This is a genomic window from Aeromonas sp. R4-2, from assembly GCF_040908295.1.
Classification (GTDB): Bacteria; Pseudomonadota; Gammaproteobacteria; order Enterobacterales; family Aeromonadaceae; genus Aeromonas; species Aeromonas veronii.
This window is the reverse complement of the sequence record NZ_JBFODL010000009.1, coordinates 143,020-161,913: the sequence shown is the minus strand read 5'-3', so window position 1 is coordinate 161,913 and position 18,894 is coordinate 143,020. Positions and strand designations below refer to the sequence as shown.

Sequence of the window (18,894 nt, the reverse complement as noted above, 5' to 3'; positions counted from 1 at the left end):
TAGAAAGCCGCCGGAGCAATCCGGCGGTTTTTTTTGTCTCTTCATCTTTGTTCGGGTTTGCTCGGGCGCCCGATGACAGACGCCCACCCCCTCAGAGGATTACAACCAGGGGGCAGCGGTCGGCCCGTGGTGCAGGCCCAACTTCCAGACCCGGCCAAAGTGCTTGTAGTGACCGGCCGCGACACCGGCCTTCTCACCCATACCGTGGTAGAGATCGAGGTGCCCCTTCTTCACCGCCCCGCCCACATCCAGCGCAATCAACAGCCGCAGCTGGTGCTTGCCGGTCCAGTTGCCCTCTTTATCGAGCAAGGGAACTTCGGCGAGGATCGGGGTACCCATCGGCAGCAGGGTCTTGTCGGCAGCGACGGCCGCCAGCGGCAGCAGCGGGATACCGGCCGCACCGATCACATCATTGGTCGGGCGACGCTCGAAGAAGACATAGGAGGGGTTCTGCTCCACCAGCTCCTTGACGCTCTCCTCCGGTTGACGGTTGGCCCACTCCTTGATGGCCTTCATCGACATCTGCTCTTTGGGCACTTCACCGCGGTCGATCAGTACCCGACCGATACTCACGTAACCGTGACCGTTCTTGCCGCTGTAGCCCAGATATTGCAGCCGATCGTCATCCCCGTAATGGACAAAGCCCGAGCCCTGCACATCCATCAGGAAGTTGTCGATAAGGGATTTGCTGTAACCCAGCTCCAGCCCGCGATTGGCCAAGGCCCCCTGATGGATCTCGGCCCGGGTCGGACAGCGACCGCCACATTTTGGCATGGCATAGATGGGATATTTGTATTTGGCATCCGGGCGGTGACGCACCTCCAGCACCGGCGAGTAGTAACCGGTAAACAGCACGTTGCCCATGCGATCGGCGCCGCCCAGCTGAGCCAGGCTGATACCGTAACGAGTGATATCGGCAGGATTGCCGCCGCTCGCTACCCAGCGGGAGAGCTGGTGATAGAGCTCGCCATAACGGCGGGTCATCTTGCCGGAGCGCTCCAATACCAGTCTACTTTGCGGGCCAAACTTGCTGTAGTCGGCACGCGCACGGCTATTGACCCGCTCCACCCTCACCAGATCCTCTGGCAAGGTCCCGTCCAGATACTGCTTGCCCAGATTTTCCGGCACCTCGCAGTTAAGAAGGCATCTGTTGTCGGTCTGTTTTTTGGGCACTTCTGCTTTCTCAGAGTTGCCCGCACAACCGGCCAGTCCCAGCACTGCGGCGGTCAGCCAGTACGCGTGTTTGTTCATATGTCCTCATATAACGCCAAGAGCCATGCTCGGCGGGGAAGATGCCAAATTTGCAGGGGGAAAGCAAACGACATCAATCACTTGAAGCAGGATTTCTCCAAAGGGGATCCGCTGGGTTATAACAAGGTGACAGGATGTGCGAGGTGATGGATGGAACAGCTCGAAATATTCCCGCTGCAGAGCCCCTGCATCGGGGTCTGCGAAGTGAACAACAAAGGCTACTGCAAGGGGTGCCTGCGCAATCGCGAAGAGCGTTTCAACTGGCTCACCATGACCCCTGCCCAGCAGCAGGATGTAATGCGTCTGTGCCGGGATCGCAAACGCCGAGTCGAGGCTGCGCGGCGCAAGGCTCATGAAGGCGATCAACCTGAACCAATACCGCAATCTGGCTGGGATTTCTGACCCGCTCCTAACATCCCTGCAAGCCATATTCCTGCGCTCACGAGACACGACCTATCCTGCATATAAAAAATGCCGCCCGATCTTTCGACCTAGCGGCATTGTCATTGTGATGCGCATTATGAGCGCGGCAGATCAACCAAACAGATGGTGGCTGACGATGAACAGGCCGCCGGAGAGCAGCATGGTCAGCGGCAGGGTCAGCACCCAGGCCATCAGGATGGTCTTGATAGTCTGGCTCTGCAGGCCGGATTTGTTGGCTACCATGGTCCCCGCCACCGCAGAAGAGAGGATGTGGGTGGTGGACACCGGCATACCGGTCAGACTGGCGACCCCGATGGAGGTTGCAGCCGTGATCTGGGCCGCAATGCCCTGGCTGTAGGTCATGCCGGTGGTGCCGATCTTCTCGCCCACGGTATGAACGATACGACGCCAGCCCACCATGGTGCCACAACCCAGCGCCAGTGCGATGGAGACGATCACCCAGGTCGGTGCGTATTCAGCGGTGGCGGTCAGATCCTTGCGCCATTTGGCCAGGTCGGTCAGCTCCTTGGCGGGCAGCGGCAGCTTGGCCGCTTTGCGGGCGGTGTCATCGATACAGAGCAGCAGACGACGCACTTCGCGGCGGTCAGTCAGGCTCATCTGATCATAAGTACGCACGGCACCCAGACGGGCATCCAGGGTGGCCATCGCCTGCAGCACGCCATCGGCGGAGCAGTGAGTCATCAGCTCTTCCTGAGCCGTTGCCGGTGCAGAGAAGTTGATGACGCCAGAGAGGGCGGACTGGTTGCGCTGGTAGATCTCCATGATGCGCTGGTTGGCATCCTGGGTCCGGTCCAGATCATAGGCGCGGCTGTTCATGTCCAGTGCGAAATAGGCTGGCGCCATACAGATCAGCACCAGCATCACCAGACCGATACCCTTCTGGCCATCGTTGGAGCCGTGCACGAAGCTGACGCCCATGGCCGAGGCCACCAGGGTCAGACGCGCCCAGAACGGCGGGTGTTTCTTGCCATCCACCAGCTGGCGCTCTTCCGGCGTTTTGTGGATCTTGTTGCTGGTCCAGATGCGCTTCATCGCCAGCAGCAGCAGCGCCGCGATGATGAAGCCGATGGTGGGAGAGATGATGAGGGAAAGCATGATGTCGATCGCTTTGCCCACGTTGATCCCTTCTGTCACCGGTTTATGGGTGATCCAGGCATAGGCGCCGCCTACCCCCAGAATGGAACCGATCAAGGTATGTGAACTGGAGGCCGGGATCCCGAAGAACCAGGTGCCCAAGTTCCACACGATGGCGGAAAACAGCAAGGAGAAGACCATGATCAACCCTTGGGTGGAGTCCATCCCAAGCAGCAGGTCGATGGGCAGCAGATGGACAATGGCATAGGCCACACCCAGTCCACCAAACATGACGCCGAAAAAGTTGAAGATCCCCGATGCAACGACCGCCAGGTGAGCTGGCATCGCCTTGGTATAGATAACCGTTGCTACCGCGTTGGCGGTATCGTGAAAGCCGTTGATAAATTCATAGGCAAGCACAAAAAAAACGGCCAATACCAAACCGATTGACCACCACAACCCCAAACCACTAAACATTTCAAACATAAAAAAAAGCCTGTTTATGAGTTGCGGCGGATTATGCCAGATGGCGGCCAACACCATAGCCACCATTGAAATATTTCAGCCATAAAAAAAAAGAGCTTTTTGGAAAAAAATATCCTAGAGCCAGTCATCATGCGGCTTGCCATCGATTAATTAAAGCCGCCAATGATTGCGGGAAAGGGCAAAAATAGCTGACAATTAAGCCAATAATTTCATTTTTATGACGTTTTTATGACAGAAAAACGGGCGAAAGTGGTGATAAAACGTCCCTGCCCCGCCAATCTCATCCGACCAGCACTATCAGCCCCATATCCGTTTGATTCCAGATGCAAAAAGGGAGCACCTTGTGCTCCCTTGAATCGTTGCCGTGTTGCCAGTTATCAGTCCTGATTGATACGGCTGGCAACGGCGCCCTGCTGGCTCTTGTACTTGGCATTTTCCCGCTTGTTGTAGGGACGGGCCGCGACGCCGGAGAGCATCTCGAAGTTCAAGGCGCCGATCTTCATCTTCGGACGCAGCGCCAGCGGCAGTTTGCCGCCGTTGTAGAACTCCAGCACGATGCGACCGGACCAACCCGGATCGATCCGGTGCGCCGTCACGTGCACCATCAAACCCAGGCGCGCCAATGAAGAGCGGCCATCCAGCCAGCCGACGATATCGGCAGGCAGAGTAACGGATTCGTAGGTCACCGCCAGCGCCAGCTGACCCGGGTGCAGGTAGAAGGCTTCGCCATCGGGAATGTGGATCTCGTCACTCATCACCCGATCGATGGCATCGGCCATCTCGCTGCTCGGGCCGCTCAGATCGATATAAGGTGCGGTATGATCGCGAAACACCCGAAACTCGTTACCCAGCAGCACATCGACACTGACACCACTGATCCGCTCTACCCCGGGCCGTGGCTCAATGACGATCTTGCCTTCATCCAGATGGCGTTCAATATCGGTATCACACAGACGCATTGGGCGACTCTCCTGACAAATTGTGCTTTTAAAAAAGCCGGGCATCACCCGGCTTGTTTCATCTTAACCGATCAACATGTGGCGAATACGCGCCTTGAGCATGTCGATGGCGATGCGGTTCTTGCCACCACGGGGCACGATCACATCGGCATACTGTTTGGACGGCTCGATAAACTGCAGGAACATCGGACGCACCGTCTTCTGGTACTGCTTGAGCACGGAGTCCATGGTACGGCCACGCTCCTGCACGTCACGCACCAGACGGCGCAGCAGGCAGATGTCGAGCGGGGTATCCATGAAGATGGAGGCGTCCATCAGATCCCGCAGACGGCTGTCGGTCAGCAGCAGGATCCCTTCCAAGATGATCACCCGGCGCGGCGCAAACGGGGTCACTTCGCTCATCCGGGTGTGTTCGGTGTAGGAGTACTGGGGAATGGCAACCGCGTCACCTTTGACCAGCTGGCTCAGGTGCTGTACCAGCAAGTCGTGATCGAGCGCGTTGGGGTGGTCATAGTTGGTCTTGACCCGCTCTTCCATGGTCAGGTGGGTCTGATCACGGTAGTAGCAATCTTCGGTGATCACACCAATCTGACCTGCGCCCAGTTCGGCCACCAGCTCTTCATAAATGGTCTGGGCTATAAGACTTTTGCCAGACGCAGATGCGCCCGCAATACCGATGATCACACACGAATGTTGAGTATCAGACATGACAAATACCTAAAAGAGAAGAGCAGTGGGGATGGTTTAAACCGATCCATTATATAAAAAAGGGTGGGTCATGCCCACCCTCAATTCCCTTTCAAGTGACCGACCGCCGATTATTCATCCAGCGCCATGGCATAGAGGGGGGTCGCAATCGGTTTTGCGCTGAAAAAGAGTTCAGCCCCTACCCTGCGCGACAGCTTCAAATAGGTCTGAGTCAGGCTCCCTTCCGGTGCGCCGAACACCGTCGGACAGCCATCATCCATGTGTTGGCGGATATCGATGTGCAGCGGTAATTGACCAAGCAGTGCCACTTGATACTGCTCTGCCATCTTCTGGCCGCCACCGGTACCAAACAGCGGCTCATGGTGACCACAGGCGCTGCAGACGTGGTAGCTCATGTTCTCGATAATACCAAGCACCGGCACATTGACCTTGTTGAACATGGCGATCCCCTTGCGGGCATCGGCCAACGCCACATCCTGCGGGGTGGTGACGATCACTGCCGCCGAGGTGGGCACCTGCTGAGCCATAGTGAGCTGGATATCGCCAGTGCCCGGCGGCATGTCTACCACCAAATAATCCACCTCGCCCCAGCGGGTCTCATGGAGGATCTGCGCCAGCGCCTTGCTCGCCATCGGGCCACGCCAGATGGTGGCATCCTGCTCGGAGACCAGATAGCCGATGCTGTTGCTCTTGAGGCCGCAGGCCATCACCGGCTCCATCAGCTTGCCGTCATGGCTGACCGGGCGCTCCTTGAGGGTGCCCATCATGGTGGGAATGGAAGGGCCATAGATATCGGCATCGAGAATGGCGACCCGCGCCCCCTCTTTTTGCAGGGCCAGCGCCAAGTTGACCGCGGTGGTGGATTTGCCCACCCCCCCCTTGCCGGAAGCGACCACGATGATGTTGCGAATGCCCTGCACGGCATTGAGGCCCTGGGCCCGTGGCATGCTGGCGACGTCAATCTCCAGTGCCCAGTCGATACGGGCGGCACCGGTGGCGCTGCGCAGCCTGGCATCGTAGCTCTCTTTGAGCTGATCGAGCAGCGAAAGACCGGCAAACGGCAATACCAGCCGGATAGTGAGCCCCTGACCCTGATTGATGATCTCGCGAACGAATCCGGCATCCACCAGATCCTTGTGCCAGCCAGCTGGCTTAAATTCGGCGAGGATCTGTTTTACTGAATCAATCACCATTAACTCCTCATTATCTTGTCATTATCTTGAGGTGAACGGTTACCGCACACAAATCAGTGGCTTGCCTGCCATCGTAACAGCAGGTGCTGCCAAGGTTGGCATAGCCACAACCCTAGGCAGGCTACCCCCAATTCGGGTAACATGCACGGCACTCTATCATCCCAACAAGCACATCAAGAACGTAATATGGCAACTGATCCTCGTAAAATGCTGGTAACCTGCGCCCTCCCCTATGCCAATGGCTCCATCCATCTTGGCCACATGCTGGAACATATCCAGGCCGATATCTGGGTTCGTTATCAGCGAATGCGCGGCCATCAGGTGCACTTCATCTGTGCCGATGATGCCCACGGCACCCCGATCATGCTCAAGGCACAGCAGATGGGGATCACCCCGGAAGAGATGATTGCCGCTGTCTCCAAGGAGCACCAGGCTGATTTCGCCGGGTTCAACATCAGCTTTGACAACTATCACTCCACCCACAGCGACGAGAACCGCGAGCTGGCGGAGCTGATCTATGGCCGCCTGAAAAATGGTGGCTTTATCAAGAGCCGCACCATCTCCCAGCTGTTCGATCCGGAAAAATCCATGTTCCTGCCGGACCGTTTCGTCAAGGGTACCTGCCCCAAGTGCAAGTCTCCGGAGCAGTATGGCGACAACTGTGACAGCTGTGGCGCCACCTACAGCCCGACGGAGCTGATCGATCCGATATCTGCCGTCTCCGGCGCGACTCCGGTAATGAAGGACTCCGAGCACTTCTTCTTCGACCTGCCCCAGTTTGAAAAATGGCTCTCTGAGTGGGTACGCGGCTCCGGCGCCATTCAGGAAGAGATGGCTAACAAGATGCAGGAGTGGTTCGAAAGCGGCTTGCAGCAGTGGGACATCACCCGCGACGCCCCCTACTTCGGTTTCGAAATTCCCGGCGCCCCGGGCAAGTACTTCTACGTCTGGCTCGATGCCCCCATCGGCTACATGGCTTCCTTCAAGAACCTGTGCAACAAGCGCGGCGACATCGACTTTGACAGCTACTGGAAAGCGGACTCCGACGCCGAGCTCTACCACTTCATCGGCAAGGATATCGCCTACTTCCACTGCCTGTTCTGGCCGTCCATGCTGGAAGGTGCCAACTTCCGCAAGCCGACCAAGGTCAACGTGCACGGCTATGTGACCGTCAACGGCGCCAAGATGTCCAAATCCAAGGGCACCTTTATCAAGGCATCCACCTACCTGAACCACCTGGATCCGGAGTGCCTGCGTTACTACTACGCCGCCAAGCTCAACAGCCGCATCGATGATCTGGACCTGAACCTCGAAGATTTCGTGCAGCGCGTCAACGCTGACGTGGTCAACAAGTTGGTCAACCTCGCCTCCCGCAACGCCGGCTTTATTGCCAAGCGCTTTGGCGGCAAGCTGGCTGCCACCTGCGCCGAACCGGAGCTCTACGCCGAGTTCGCCAACGCCCGCACCGCTATTGCGGAAGCCTATGAGAGCCGCGAATTCAGCCGCGCCATCCGCGAAATCATGGCGCTGGCCGACAAGGCCAACCGCTACGTGGACGACAAGGCTCCCTGGGTTATCGCCAAGCAGGAAGGGGCTGACGCCGAGCTGCAGGCGGTCTGCTCCGTTGGCATCAACCTGTTCCGCGTGCTGATGGCCTACCTCAAGCCCGTCATGCCGCTGCTGGCCGAACGTGCCGAAGCCTTCCTGGCCGAGACCCTCAGCTGGGATGGCATCGAGATGCCGCTGGTTGATCACACCGTTGCACCGTTCAAAGCCCTCTTCTCCCGCATCGAGCCGGCGAAGATTGAAGCCATGATCGAGGCCTCCAAGGAAGACCTGGCCAAAGAGCAGGCACCGAAAGTGACCGGCCCGCTGGCTGATGACCCCATCAGCGAAACCATCACCTATGACGATTTTGCCAAGATTGACCTGCGCGTCGCGCTGATCAAGAAGGCCGAAGCGGTACCGGAAGCCGAGAAGCTACTCAAGCTGCAACTGGATATCGGCGGCGAAACCCGTCAGGTGTTTGCCGGTATCAAGTCCGCTTACAACCCGGAAGATCTGGAAGGCAAGCTGACCGTGATGGTGGCCAACCTGGCGCCGCGCAAGATGCGTTTCGGCATGTCCGAAGGCATGGTGCTGGCTGCAGGCCCGGGCGGCAAGGATCTCTGGATCCTGGAGCCGCAAGAAGGTGCCCAGCCTGGAATGCGCGTCAAGTAAGCACATCGCTGACTGCGACCACAGCCAGATAGAGAAGAGAGACCAAACGGCCTCTCTTTTTTGTCTCACCTGTTTGGCTTGGATAGTTTTTGTAGATGCTGGTCGTGGATGACTTCCGCAGATTGCGGTCTCGGGGCTATCCACAACAGGGATTCGCGGGCGATACGTTTTGTCCTGAATACCTGACCACCCGACTTGCCATGTCATCCACGTTGTGGCCTGCCTGCATCGCCAGTTTGAGCGCCACCAGCTCCGCCTGCTGGCAGTCCAGTTGACGCAAACGGGCGGTGATCTTCCCCTTCAACTGCTGCCGCAGTTTCGTCTGCTTGCGGGTGTGCCCCTGCTCTGCTCGCAACCTCCGCCGCCATTGACGCCAATCCTGCAACTGACCGAGTCGCTCCTGCCAGTGAGTCAGGGTGCTCAACCAGCCGGGATCCCCACTCCCCAGCTCCAGCAACAGTTCCACGCCATAACGGGCCTGCTTGATCTCGAGGCGCAGTCGATGCCAGCGGCGCAACTGTTGCTGACGGGAGCTGGCAGATTTCCCAACACAGGGAATAGGTTCATCGAGAGCGCTCTGTGCCTCATCAAGGCGCAGGGCCAGATGCTGCTGATAGAGGAACGCCAATGCCCACGCATCCGGCACCTGCGCCACCGCAGCAAGCCAGCGGGCCAGTCGCCGCGGCAACAGGGGCACGCGACAGGCAGATTTGTGGGTATTACCAGTGCTGGCAGGCGGCTTGCCAAAACGCTCGGCGTAGACCTGAGCATCCCGCAGCGCCGAGAGCCGCCCGACTGAGCGCAGCAGACGCCGCTCCAGCTCGGGATGATAGGTGAGTGGCCGCCACAGGGCGAGCAGCGCCAGCAAGCGGCGCGCCGCGATACGGTAGCCATGCACGGCAGGTTCACTGGCCTCTTCGCGCACCGCCCGCGCCGCCTCCTGATAACGGGCGACCCAGCTTGTTGCCTGAGTCAGCAACAGACCTTCCTTGTCAGCGTCCATCTCACCCCCGCCCCTTCAGTTGGTGTGAAAGCCCTGACCGGTGGGCGGCAGCGCCTCTTCATACTCCATCCGGGTCACTCTGGCGGTGCGCGGGCCATGCTCCAGCCAACCCAGCATCATCTGCACCCCCTGCGCGGGGCCGCTGATGAGGATCTCCACCGAGCCATCCTCCAGGTTGTAGGCATGGCCGCGCAGCCCCAGCTGCAAGGCACGCTCACGGGTGAAGTAGCGAAATCCGACCCCTTGTACCTGCCCCCACACCCGAATGACAAACGATTGCTCTCCCATTTCTCACACCTTCTGCTTAAGAAAAAAATTCCCGAGACGATAATGTGCCCGACACTCTATCTCTGCAGGATGCAGCTCCATTATGAAAGAAGTTAAATTCCGGTGGGTTGACCGCTATCTCATTCACCTCACCATCAGTGAAAAATTCCACATCGCCTTCTGGCTTCCCCTGCTTATCATCGCCTTTCTCAGCTGGTATCTGCTGGCAAACAGCCACGAGCAGGAGATAAAACTCAAGGTTGAGCAGTTGCAGCAGCGGGTCAAGACCACCGCACAACTGGTCAGCCAGCAGCCAACGCTCACCCTGCCAGCCGATCTGCGCATCCAGCCACAAGGGGTGAGCGGGCTCGAACAGCAGGGCGATCGCTACCGCTTCACCGCACCAGCGGGTCAGGCTGGCTATGTGACCGGCGAGCTCGACACCAGTACCTCCTCAATGTGGGATGATCAGGGCACCACGCTCACCATGATTTGCGCGCTGGCAGCCCTGATGGCGCTGGTGATCCACTACATGATGACCTTTGTCTCCGGTGCCCTGTACTCCACCAACAAGGCGCTGCAAACCGTGGCCGACGGCGATCTCACCTTCCGCCTCAACTTCTTCCCGGTACGCGACGAGTTCTCTACCCTGGCGGGCAGCATCGACCGCTTTACCGACCGCCAGCATCAGATCGTCAAGCTGGTCGAAGAGTCTGCCGAGGCGCTGACCATGGCCGCCGACGAGTTTCGTGACCACGCCAGTGAAGGCGAAAACATGGCACGCGCCCAGCGCCAGCACATGGATTCGCTGGCCACCGCCATGGAACAGATGTCAGCCGCCATTCGCGAAGTGGCGCGCAATGCCAACGACACCCTGCAGCAGACCCGTCAATCGAGCGAAGAGGCGGCCAATGGCGCCAACCGGGTGGCTCGTACCATAGAGGCGATCCGCACTCTGGCCGACGAGATTGGCAATGCCTCCGGCGCGGTAGAGCGCCTGACCCACAATGCCAACCGCATCAACGAGGTGGTAAGCGTCATCAACGCCATCTCCCAGCAGACCAACCTCTTGGCCCTTAACGCCGCCATCGAAGCGGCCCGCGCCGGTGAGCAGGGACGCGGCTTTGCGGTGGTGGCCGACGAAGTGCGTACCCTCGCCAGCCGCACCCAGCAGGCAACGGTCGAGATCCAGAAGATGATCGAAGAGCTGCAAGCCGGCACCGGGGCGCTGAACGACATCATGGAGAAAACCGTGGGGCGCGCGGCCAGCAGCCAGCAACTCATCAGCGAGGTGGGGCTCGATATCGAGAAGCTGAGCAATCACAGCGATGCGGTGCTGGAGATGAGCACCCAGATCGCCACCTCCAGCGAAGAGCAGAGCTCGGTGGCTGCCGAGATCACACACAATCTGGATCAGGTACGCCATGAAGCGGCGCAGGTGGAGGAGTCTGCCAGCGCGTCGGTAGCCGGCACGCAGGGGCTGAAAGCCACCGCCAGCGAGCTGACCCGGGCACTCAAGGGGATTACTCTCTGACGCTGCCGCCAATAGAGTCCGGCAACAAGAAGCAATATGAGAAGAGGCCACCCAATGGGTGGCCTCTTCTCTTTATTGATCGTGACCATAAATGATAGCGACCAATTACCATGCCGCCTGTCAGCCCCGTTTAGGATTGCAGCAAACTCAGGGCCGCATGGGGGCGACTGTTTGCCTGACTCAAAATGGAAGAGCTCGCCTGCTGCAAGATTTGGGTGCTGACCAACCGCGCCGATTCCACAGCCATGTCGGCATCCCGGATCCTTGAGCGGGCAGCACTGAGGTTCTCATTGGCACTGGCCAGATTGCGTACCCGTGAATCCAGCGCGTTGGCTTGGGCCCCGAGCCGAGCGCGCTGAACACCCAGCTGTTTCATACCCACATCCAGGGTTTTGATGGCCCTGCTGGCGTTGTCTTCACTAAGAACATCAATATTATCAACGGTATATTTCTTCTTGTCCTCTTGATAAAAGCCAAGCGCATGCAAGCTGGATCCCTGCATATCAATATTGGAATACTTGTCGCCTGATGAGCGCAGCTCCATCTGACCGATATACGTCGTCGATGTAACATCGGGTAACAGAGAGCTCAGAGAGGAACTACTGATCACCGGAGGCGCCGGTGGTGCTGGCTGCGGAGGGGGGGTTGTGCCATTGGCCAGCGCAAGGCTGTTCCCCTGGGCGCTATGCATGGTCAATGAATTGCTGGCGGGATTGCTGTTGTTGGAGGCACTCACATAAAAACCCAGACCTGCCGATTGCGCAGTACTGTTGATGCGTTGAACCACGGTTGCCATGATGGCACTATTTTTTGCTGTCGGATTGACCGGATCCCATCCGGTCATATCAATGCCTGTGGTCAAATCCACAGAGTGACCCGCCACATCGATATAGGAGGGTAATGCGGATAAATCGACCGTGGAGGCGACTGAAAATGGCAGTTGTTGCGCTTGTACCGGCCCCTGATTATTGGGAAAGGTGGTGCCATTAATATCTGCCACGAACGCTTCCAGAGTTGAATAGTCCTTGTCAAAAGTGACGCCATTAAGGGTGATAGGCTGAGATGAAAGCTTGAGATCAGCAATGTCATACGCCCCTGGCTTGCTTCCTGCCGGACTGCGCGCTCGCCACTCCATCTCCCCCAGATTTTTGGTCTGGGCATTGAGATCGGTAATGACGGTATTCTGTCCTGCATAGGCACCGACCAAGAAGATACCTTCGTAACTCCCCGCCAGCAGGTCCTGTCCGGCAAACCTGGTACCTGTGGCAATCCGGTCCATCTCCAACTGCAGTTGCTTGAACTCAGCATTCAGGGCTACGCGATCCTCTGCCGTATTGGCACCGCTTCCCGACTGCAGTGCCAGGGTGCGCATCCGCTGCATCAGGTTCACCGACTCATCAAGCGCCCCATCGGCGACGTTGATCACCGAGATCCCATCATTGGCGTTGCGAATAGCGGTGTTGGTCCCGTTCACTTCACTGGTGAGGCGATTACTGATCTGCAAGCCTGCTGCATCATCAGCGGCACTGTTGATGCGCAAGCCGGATGAGAGTCGTCGATATACCGAATCCAGCATGTTGGATGATTGACCAAGATGGCGAGAAGCATTGAGGGCAGAAATATTGGTAGCGATGGAGAGGGACATGGACAGCTCGATACAGGAAAGATTCAAAATGGTCTTCCCCACTATCGACATCATCAAATGACTCTTTAGCGAAAATCACTATAAAGTAAGGTTAAAACGCTTTATTGACTACATTGTGCACACATAGCGACCAGCGCTGAACAAAAAACAAGCACAACCAACTGTGACATATAAGATAAACAGCGTGAAACGCCAACATTGAGATTCTGCAAATCTTGCATATGCAACACTCGGGCGTTGTCCAGACGTACAATTCGTCACTCTGCCATATACCAGCAAAGGCTGGCTTAGCCGCACTATTGCACATAGAATGTGGCCCCTTTTCTTTCTACCATCGGCAAACATCCATGAGCGCTTCCATCTATCTCGTCAAAGGCCGCGAAAAATCCCTGCTGCGTCGCCACCCCTGGATCTTCTCCAAGGGGATTGAGCGGGTTCAGGGCAACCCCATTGACGGCGATACCGTCGAGATCTATGCCAACGATGGCAAGTGGCTCGCCCGTGGCGCCTGGTCAGGCAGCTCCCAGATCCGAGCCCGAGTCTGGACCTTCGACAAGGATGAGACCGTCGATCTCGACTTCTTTATCCGTCGCCTCAAATATGCTCAAGAGTCTCGCGATCCGCTGATCAAGCGTCAGGGTCTCACCGGCTATCGCCTCTGCGCCGCCGAATCAGACGGTCTGCCGGGTCTGACCATCGACCGTTATGCCGATTTTCTGGTGTGCCAGATCCTCTCTGCCGGTGCCGAGTTCCAGCGCGAGCTGATAACGCAAGCACTGCGTACCCTCTACCCCGAGTGCAGCATCTATGAGCGCTCCGACGTGGCGGTACGCAAGAAGGAAGGGCTGAAAGAGCGCACCGGCGTCATCTATGGCGAGACCCCGAACGAGCCGGTGGTCATCGAAGAGAACGGTGGCGTCAAGATCCTGGTGGATATTCGCAACGGCCATAAAACCGGCTTCTATCTGGATCAGCGGGATAACCGTCAGGCTGCTGCCAAGTACACCGAAGGCAAGCGGGTGCTCAACTGCTTCTGCTACACCGGCGGTTTTGGCGTTTATGCCCTCAAGGGCGGCGCCAAGGAAGTGGTCAACGTCGATCTCTCCCAGAATGCGCTGGATATTGCCCGCCAGAATGCCGAGCTGAACGGGCTGGATACCAGCAACACCCAGTTTGTCCGTCACGACGTGTTCAAGCTGCTGCGTGAATACCGCGAGAAGGGCGAGAAGTTCGATGTCATCGTGCTGGATCCGCCCAAGTTTGCCGAGAGCAAGGCCCAGCTGCTGGGCGCCTGCCGTGGCTACAAGGACATCAACATGCTGGCATTCCAGCTGCTGGCGCCGGGTGGAGTGCTCTTGACCTACTCCTGCTCCGGCCTGATGGAGCAGAGCCTGTTCCAGAAGATCGTTGCCGATGCAGCGCTCGATGCTGGTCGCGATGCCCAGATACTGGAGCTGCTCTCCCAGGCTTCTGATCACCCTATCGGTACCGCCTATCCGGAAGGCTTCTACCTCAAGGGTCTGGTGGTACGCGCCCGCTGATCGGCCCCCCCCTTCCCCTTATGATCAATCAGGCCCCTTGTGGGCCTGATTGCTTTGCATCGTATGGTGCCTGAGCCTGACGCTCGCTCCGATTCCCCCTCTCTGCTTTATGGGTGTTCTCTCTCCTCCTCTTTCCCTGCCTGCGTCCCACGTCTTTATCTGTTTAAATTTTTTTGCACAATAACTGCGCATTTATGATTCAAATCACACCCGTATGACTCTCTTTTCCGTAGTGTGATCCCGCCTGCGGCAGCCGAGCCGGGGCAACCGTCCCGTCAGGATTGATGGGCGGTACAACAACAAAATAGATGTCAGGCCAAGCTGAACATCACAAGGGATCCCGATATGAATCAATCATTGCCGCTGTTAACGCCGCTGCGGGGCATCGCTGCCCTGATGGTGGTGCTGTTCCATGCCCGATTATTGCTCTTTCCCCAGTGGATGGAGCCGATCGCAGGCCACACCCAACTCATCGAGAACGGCTACCTCTGGGTCGATCTGTTCTTTATTTTGAGCGGCGTGGTGCTGGCACATGTCTATGGGGAGGCCTTCACCCGCACGCCCCGCACCGTGAGCTATGGCCGTTTTCTCTGGCTGCGGCTGACCCGCGTCTACCCCCTCTATCTGGTGACCCTGCTGCTGCTGGTCGGCTGGGAGCTTTACAAGGCGCAGCATGGGGTGGGCTTCTACGCCGGCCCCCTGTTCAAGATGTGGGAGTGGGAAGGGATGCCCCCCTTCGGCTCCCCCTTCACCCCGGCCGAGGCGCTGCCGAGCGCCTTTCTGCTGCTACAGGTGGTAACCGATCACGGGTTGACCTGGAACTTCGCCGCCTGGTCCCTGAGCGTAGAGTGGATTAGCTACCTGCTGTTCCCGCTGCTTATTCCGCTGGCGGTCACCCGTAGTCGCTGGAGCCATCTCGTCCCCCTGCTGGCGCTGACGGTGCTGGCCTTTATCGTACACAGTCGCGGCACCCTGGATGTCACCAGCGGGGCACTGGCGGTGGGACGCGGGGTGAGTGAATTTGTGCTCGGCCTCTGGCTGCTGCCAAGGGTCAAGGCTGCGAAAGGCATGCCCATGATGAAGCGGGATCTGCCGCTCTTGATCGCCTTTGTGCTGCCCTTCGCGCTGATGCAGTTCACCATGACGCCGCAGCTGACCCTGCTGCTGATCGCCTCCTACGTGCTGCTGATCTGGATTGCCGCCGCCCAGGGGGAGCGCCAGAGCCCGCTACTGCGCCTTTTGGATAACCCCTTCACCAACTGGCTGGGAGACCTCTCCTACTCCATCTACCTGCTCCATGTGCTGGTGCTGCTCACCGGTTGCGAGCTCATCCACTATCTGGCGCCGGGGCTCACTGAGTGGTGGTATGGCCAGACCAACCCGCTGTTGGGGGTAGTGGCCACCTTGCTGATGCTGGCGGTGCTGATCGGCCTCTCTGCCTTCAGCTACAACCTGCTGGAGCGGCCACTGCAACGGCGCCTGCGCCGCTGGGGCAAGTCACGGCAACCGGCGCTGGAGCAAGCCGGATAAGTTAATCTCGCCCTGTCTGGATGAGTTGACGGTTTTATGCCAACTCATCCAGTACCAGTTCATCCTGACTGCTCATCACCCAAGCGCTCGGGTGCTGGCTAAATCCGAGCTTGGGGTAGTACGCCACCGCCTGCGGCGCGGCCAGCAGGATCAGCTTGCAGCCCGGCTGCAATTGCAAAAACGTCTCGCGAATAAGGGCTTTGCCAATCCCCTGCCCCTGCACTGACTCGGCCACCGCCAGATCCGAGAGATAGCAGCAAAAATGAAAATCGGTCACCGCGCGGGCCACCCCGACCAGGATCTCGCCCTGCCAGGCGGTGATCAGCAAATTGGCGTGATCCAGCATGCCCTGCAGGGTGGCCGGATGGTCCAGCGGCCGTCTCGCCCCCAGCGAGGTCTGCGCCAACAACGCCGCAAACTGCGCCGTGGTAATGGGGTGGTTAACCAAAAATGTGGTGGTCACTAAGCTCTCCTCCTGATGACGCAGTGGTTGCGTGCGCTATTGCTCTCAATTGACGTTCTCTTGGCTGCATCTGTACTGCAATCAAGCAGTGCGCGGCGGTTCCAGCCCGATGACAAGCAAGTGCGGGCAATTCCCTGCTGTTTATGTGAATTCCTGTTCGAACCCCAAGGGGCAAATGTGGCATAATGCCCCGTCCTGTGGCCCTTGGCGGGGCTGCGCTGGCGCACCTTGTCGCCCTTTTCTTCCCCGTCCGGCCTGGCGGTCTTTCATAACTGCCAGTCATCGCTGCCCCTGTTGGCACCGAGGCCACCCATATTTGCGGCTTCTTGTCATTCTCTCTACAAGACCGCCCATTGACCAAGACGGCTCCACAGAGCCTCTGCTCTGTTTGCAAATAAAAGGGGTAAGTATGTCTTCCATTCGTCTGACCCAATACAGCCACGGCGCTGGCTGCGGCTGCAAAATTTCTCCCAAGGTACTCGACACCATTCTCAAGAGCCAGATCCCGGGCTTCAACGACCCGACCCTGATCGTTGGCAACAGCAGCAAGGATGACGCGGCCGTGGTCGATATCGGCAACGGTCAGGGCATTGTCTCCACCACCGACTTCTTCATGCCCATCGTCGATGACCCCTTCACCTTTGGCCGCATCGCCGCCACCAACGCCATCAGCGATATCTACGCCATGGGCGGCAAGCCTATCGTTGCCATCGCCATCCTCGGCTGGCCCATCAATACCTTGGCGCCGGAAGTAGCCCAGCAGGTGATCGATGGCGGCCGTCAGGTGTGCCATGAAGCGGGCATTTCGCTGGCCGGTGGTCACAGTATCGATGCCCCCGAGCCCATCTTCGGCCTCGCGGTCACCGGTATCGTGCCTCTGAATGCCATCAAGCAGAACGACACTGCCAAGGTGGGTGACTCCCTCTATCTGACCAAGCCCCTCGGTATCGGCATCCTCACCACCGCCCAGAAGAAGGGCAAGCTGAAGCCCGAACACGAGCAGTTGGCCCCCGACGCCATGTGCACCCTCAACAAGATCGGTCAGCGTTTTGCCGAACTGCCGGGTGTGCACGCCATGACCGACGTCACCGGTTTTGGTCTGGCTGGCCATCTGCTGGAGATGTGTGAAGGATCTGGCGTCAGTGCCCGCCTCGACTTCAAGGCGCTGCCGCTGCTGGATGAGGTGGATTACTACCTGAGTGAGGGCTGCGTACCGGGCGGGACCCTGCGCAACCATGACTCTTACGGCCACAAGCTGGATGCCATGGACGATCGCACCCGCAACATCATGTGCGACCCGCAAACCAGCGGCGGCCTGCTGGTCGCCGTGGGTAAAGAGAGCGAAGCCGAGCTGCTCGCTATCGCGCAAGACGCTGGGCTAGAACTCTCGCCCATCGGTCAGATCAAGCCCCTTGAGGGCTCCCGCTTTATCGAGATTGTCCAATGAATGAATTGCCACTGGCCACGGACTACGCCCAACTCTTTTTGGACGATGTGCCGTTGATTGATGTGCGCGCCCCCATCGAGTTCAAGGAGGGGGCCTTCCCCTGCTCGACCAATCTGCCCTTGATGACAGACGATGAGCGCGCCCAGGTGGGGACCTGCTTCAAGAAGCAGGGTCAGGCCGCCGCCATTGAGCTTGGACACAAGCTGGTGGGGGGCGCAGTACGTGCCGAACGACTCGAAGGCTGGCTGGCGCAGTTGCGCCAGCAGCCCGATGCCGTGCTCTACTGCTTTCGCGGCGGCCTGCGCTCGCAAACCGTACAACAGTGGCTGGCAGATACCGGGGTGACTCGCCCCCGCGTCGCCGGTGGCTACAAGGAGCTGCGCCGCTTCCTGATCGACACCCAGGACAAGGCCTCTGCCGAGTGCCGCTGGACTGTGCTGACCGGCATGACCGGCTCCGGCAAGACCCATATGCTGGACCATGTGGCCCAGGCGCTCGATCTGGAAGGACACGCCCATCACAGGGGCTCGTCGTTTGGTCAGCTGCCCGGCGGCCAGCCCAGCAACATCAACTTTGAAAACAACATGGCCATCGAACTGCTCAAGCGCCGCCATCAGGGCGAGCATGCCTTCGTGGTCGAGGACGAGAGCCGCCTGATTGGCCGCTGCTGCCTGCCCCTCTCCCTCCATGAGGCCATGAGTCAGGCACCGCTGGTGGTGGTAGATGTACCGCAGATCGATCGCGCCGAGCAGATCCGCGAAGATTACGTGCACGATCTCTGGCTGCGCTATCAAGCCATGTATGGCCAGGAAGAGGGATGGCCGCTGTTTGCCGCCTACCTCACCGATGCGTTGGCCCGCCTCAAGCGCCGCCTCGGCGATCTGGCCCACCGCGAGCTGGATACCCTGATGCAGACCGCCCTCACCGAGCAGGAAAAGAGCGGCGATACCGCGCTGCATCTGGCCTGGATCACGTTGCTGCTGACCCGCTACTACGACCCCATGTATCTCTACCAGCTTGGCAACAAGCAGGAGCGCATCGTGTTTCGCGGTGACAAGCAGGCCTGCCTCGACTATTTCGCCGAGCAGCATGCCAACGCGCTGCGCGGCTGACCCATCCCAAGAGAGGA

Annotated in this window: 16 protein-coding genes; 7 read left to right on the top strand and 9 right to left on the bottom strand. The window is 58.7% G+C overall.

Annotated features, from left to right (window positions below; genetic code table 11):
- Positions 1-99: 99 nt before the first annotated feature.
- A complete protein-coding gene (gene mltA, locus AB5Y99_RS05845; RefSeq protein ID WP_323892145.1) occupies positions 100-1,251 on the bottom strand; it encodes a murein transglycosylase A in 1,152 nt (383 codons plus the stop codon).
- 150 nt (positions 1,252-1,401) lie between these two features.
- On the opposite strand from mltA, the gene AB5Y99_RS05840 reads away from it, so the two are divergent.
- Positions 1,402-1,653, top strand: a complete 252-nt coding sequence (locus AB5Y99_RS05840; RefSeq protein WP_323892142.1) for a DUF1289 domain-containing protein — start codon at positions 1,402-1,404, stop codon at positions 1,651-1,653.
- A 132-nt stretch (positions 1,654-1,785) separates the two neighbouring features.
- Here the strand turns inward: AB5Y99_RS05840 and AB5Y99_RS05835 are convergent, their stop codons facing one another.
- The 4 genes from AB5Y99_RS05835 to apbC all read right to left on the bottom strand — a co-directional run bounded on the left by AB5Y99_RS05835 (position 1,786) and on the right by apbC (position 6,115).
- The gene (locus tag AB5Y99_RS05835; protein ID WP_005336717.1) at positions 1,786-3,255 is read right to left on the bottom strand and encodes an inorganic phosphate transporter; all 1,470 of its coding nucleotides are present in this window, start codon (positions 3,253-3,255) and stop codon (positions 1,786-1,788) included.
- Between the two features lie 377 nt (positions 3,256-3,632).
- The gene (gene dcd, locus AB5Y99_RS05830) at positions 3,633-4,214 is read right to left on the bottom strand and encodes a dCTP deaminase (RefSeq protein ID WP_005336719.1); all 582 of its coding nucleotides are present in this window, start codon (positions 4,212-4,214) and stop codon (positions 3,633-3,635) included.
- A 63-nt stretch (positions 4,215-4,277) separates the two neighbouring features.
- On the bottom strand, positions 4,278-4,922 hold the full coding sequence (gene udk / locus AB5Y99_RS05825) for a uridine kinase (RefSeq protein WP_005345570.1): 645 nt from the start codon (positions 4,920-4,922) through the stop codon (positions 4,278-4,280).
- Positions 4,923-5,032: 110 nt separating this feature from the next.
- A complete protein-coding gene (gene apbC, locus AB5Y99_RS05820) occupies positions 5,033-6,115 on the bottom strand; it encodes an iron-sulfur cluster carrier protein ApbC (protein ID WP_323892140.1) in 1,083 nt (360 codons plus the stop codon).
- 186 nt (positions 6,116-6,301) lie between these two features.
- On the opposite strand from apbC, the gene metG reads away from it, so the two are divergent.
- On the top strand, positions 6,302-8,335 hold the full coding sequence (gene metG, locus AB5Y99_RS05815) for a methionine--tRNA ligase (RefSeq protein ID WP_368208998.1): 2,034 nt from the start codon (positions 6,302-6,304) through the stop codon (positions 8,333-8,335).
- Positions 8,336-8,471: 136 nt separating this feature from the next.
- Here the strand turns inward: metG and AB5Y99_RS05810 are convergent, their stop codons facing one another.
- Complete coding sequence (locus AB5Y99_RS05810; RefSeq protein ID WP_202003937.1) at positions 8,472-9,338, bottom strand: CHAD domain-containing protein; 867 nt, start codon at positions 9,336-9,338, stop codon at positions 8,472-8,474.
- Positions 9,339-9,353: 15 nt separating this feature from the next.
- Positions 9,354-9,626 carry an acylphosphatase gene (locus tag AB5Y99_RS05805; RefSeq protein ID WP_005345583.1) on the bottom strand — a complete coding sequence of 91 codons (273 nt, stop codon included), beginning with the start codon at positions 9,624-9,626 and terminating at the stop codon, positions 9,354-9,356.
- A gap of 82 nt (positions 9,627-9,708) precedes the next feature.
- Between AB5Y99_RS05805 and AB5Y99_RS05800 the strand changes: the two genes are divergently transcribed.
- The gene (locus tag AB5Y99_RS05800; RefSeq protein ID WP_202003942.1) at positions 9,709-11,139 is read left to right on the top strand and encodes a methyl-accepting chemotaxis protein; all 1,431 of its coding nucleotides are present in this window, start codon (positions 9,709-9,711) and stop codon (positions 11,137-11,139) included.
- 130 nt (positions 11,140-11,269) lie between these two features.
- On the opposite strand, the gene AB5Y99_RS05795 is transcribed toward AB5Y99_RS05800, so the two are convergent.
- Positions 11,270-12,838, bottom strand: a complete 1,569-nt coding sequence (locus tag AB5Y99_RS05795; protein ID WP_202003944.1) for a flagellin — start codon at positions 12,836-12,838, stop codon at positions 11,270-11,272.
- A 293-nt stretch (positions 12,839-13,131) separates the two neighbouring features.
- On the opposite strand from AB5Y99_RS05795, the gene AB5Y99_RS05790 reads away from it, so the two are divergent.
- Both AB5Y99_RS05790 and AB5Y99_RS05785 read left to right on the top strand, forming a co-directional pair.
- Complete coding sequence (locus AB5Y99_RS05790) at positions 13,132-14,325, top strand: class I SAM-dependent methyltransferase (protein ID WP_005336736.1); 1,194 nt, start codon at positions 13,132-13,134, stop codon at positions 14,323-14,325.
- A 345-nt stretch (positions 14,326-14,670) separates the two neighbouring features.
- Positions 14,671-15,855, top strand: coding sequence for an acyltransferase family protein (locus tag AB5Y99_RS05785; protein WP_368208996.1), 1,185 nt, complete (start codon positions 14,671-14,673; stop codon positions 15,853-15,855).
- A 34-nt stretch (positions 15,856-15,889) separates the two neighbouring features.
- Here the strand turns inward: AB5Y99_RS05785 and AB5Y99_RS05780 are convergent, their stop codons facing one another.
- Complete coding sequence (locus tag AB5Y99_RS05780; protein ID WP_368208994.1) at positions 15,890-16,318, bottom strand: GNAT family N-acetyltransferase; 429 nt, start codon at positions 16,316-16,318, stop codon at positions 15,890-15,892.
- A 409-nt stretch (positions 16,319-16,727) separates the two neighbouring features.
- Between AB5Y99_RS05780 and selD the strand changes: the two genes are divergently transcribed.
- On the top strand, positions 16,728-17,765 hold the full coding sequence (gene selD / locus AB5Y99_RS05775) for a selenide, water dikinase SelD (RefSeq protein WP_368208990.1): 1,038 nt from the start codon (positions 16,728-16,730) through the stop codon (positions 17,763-17,765).
- Positions 17,762-18,877, top strand: coding sequence for a tRNA 2-selenouridine(34) synthase MnmH (mnmH, locus tag AB5Y99_RS05770; RefSeq protein WP_323892134.1), 1,116 nt, complete (start codon positions 17,762-17,764; stop codon positions 18,875-18,877). The genes selD and mnmH overlap by 4 nt, the downstream gene beginning before the upstream one ends.
- Positions 18,878-18,894 lie beyond the last annotated feature (17 nt).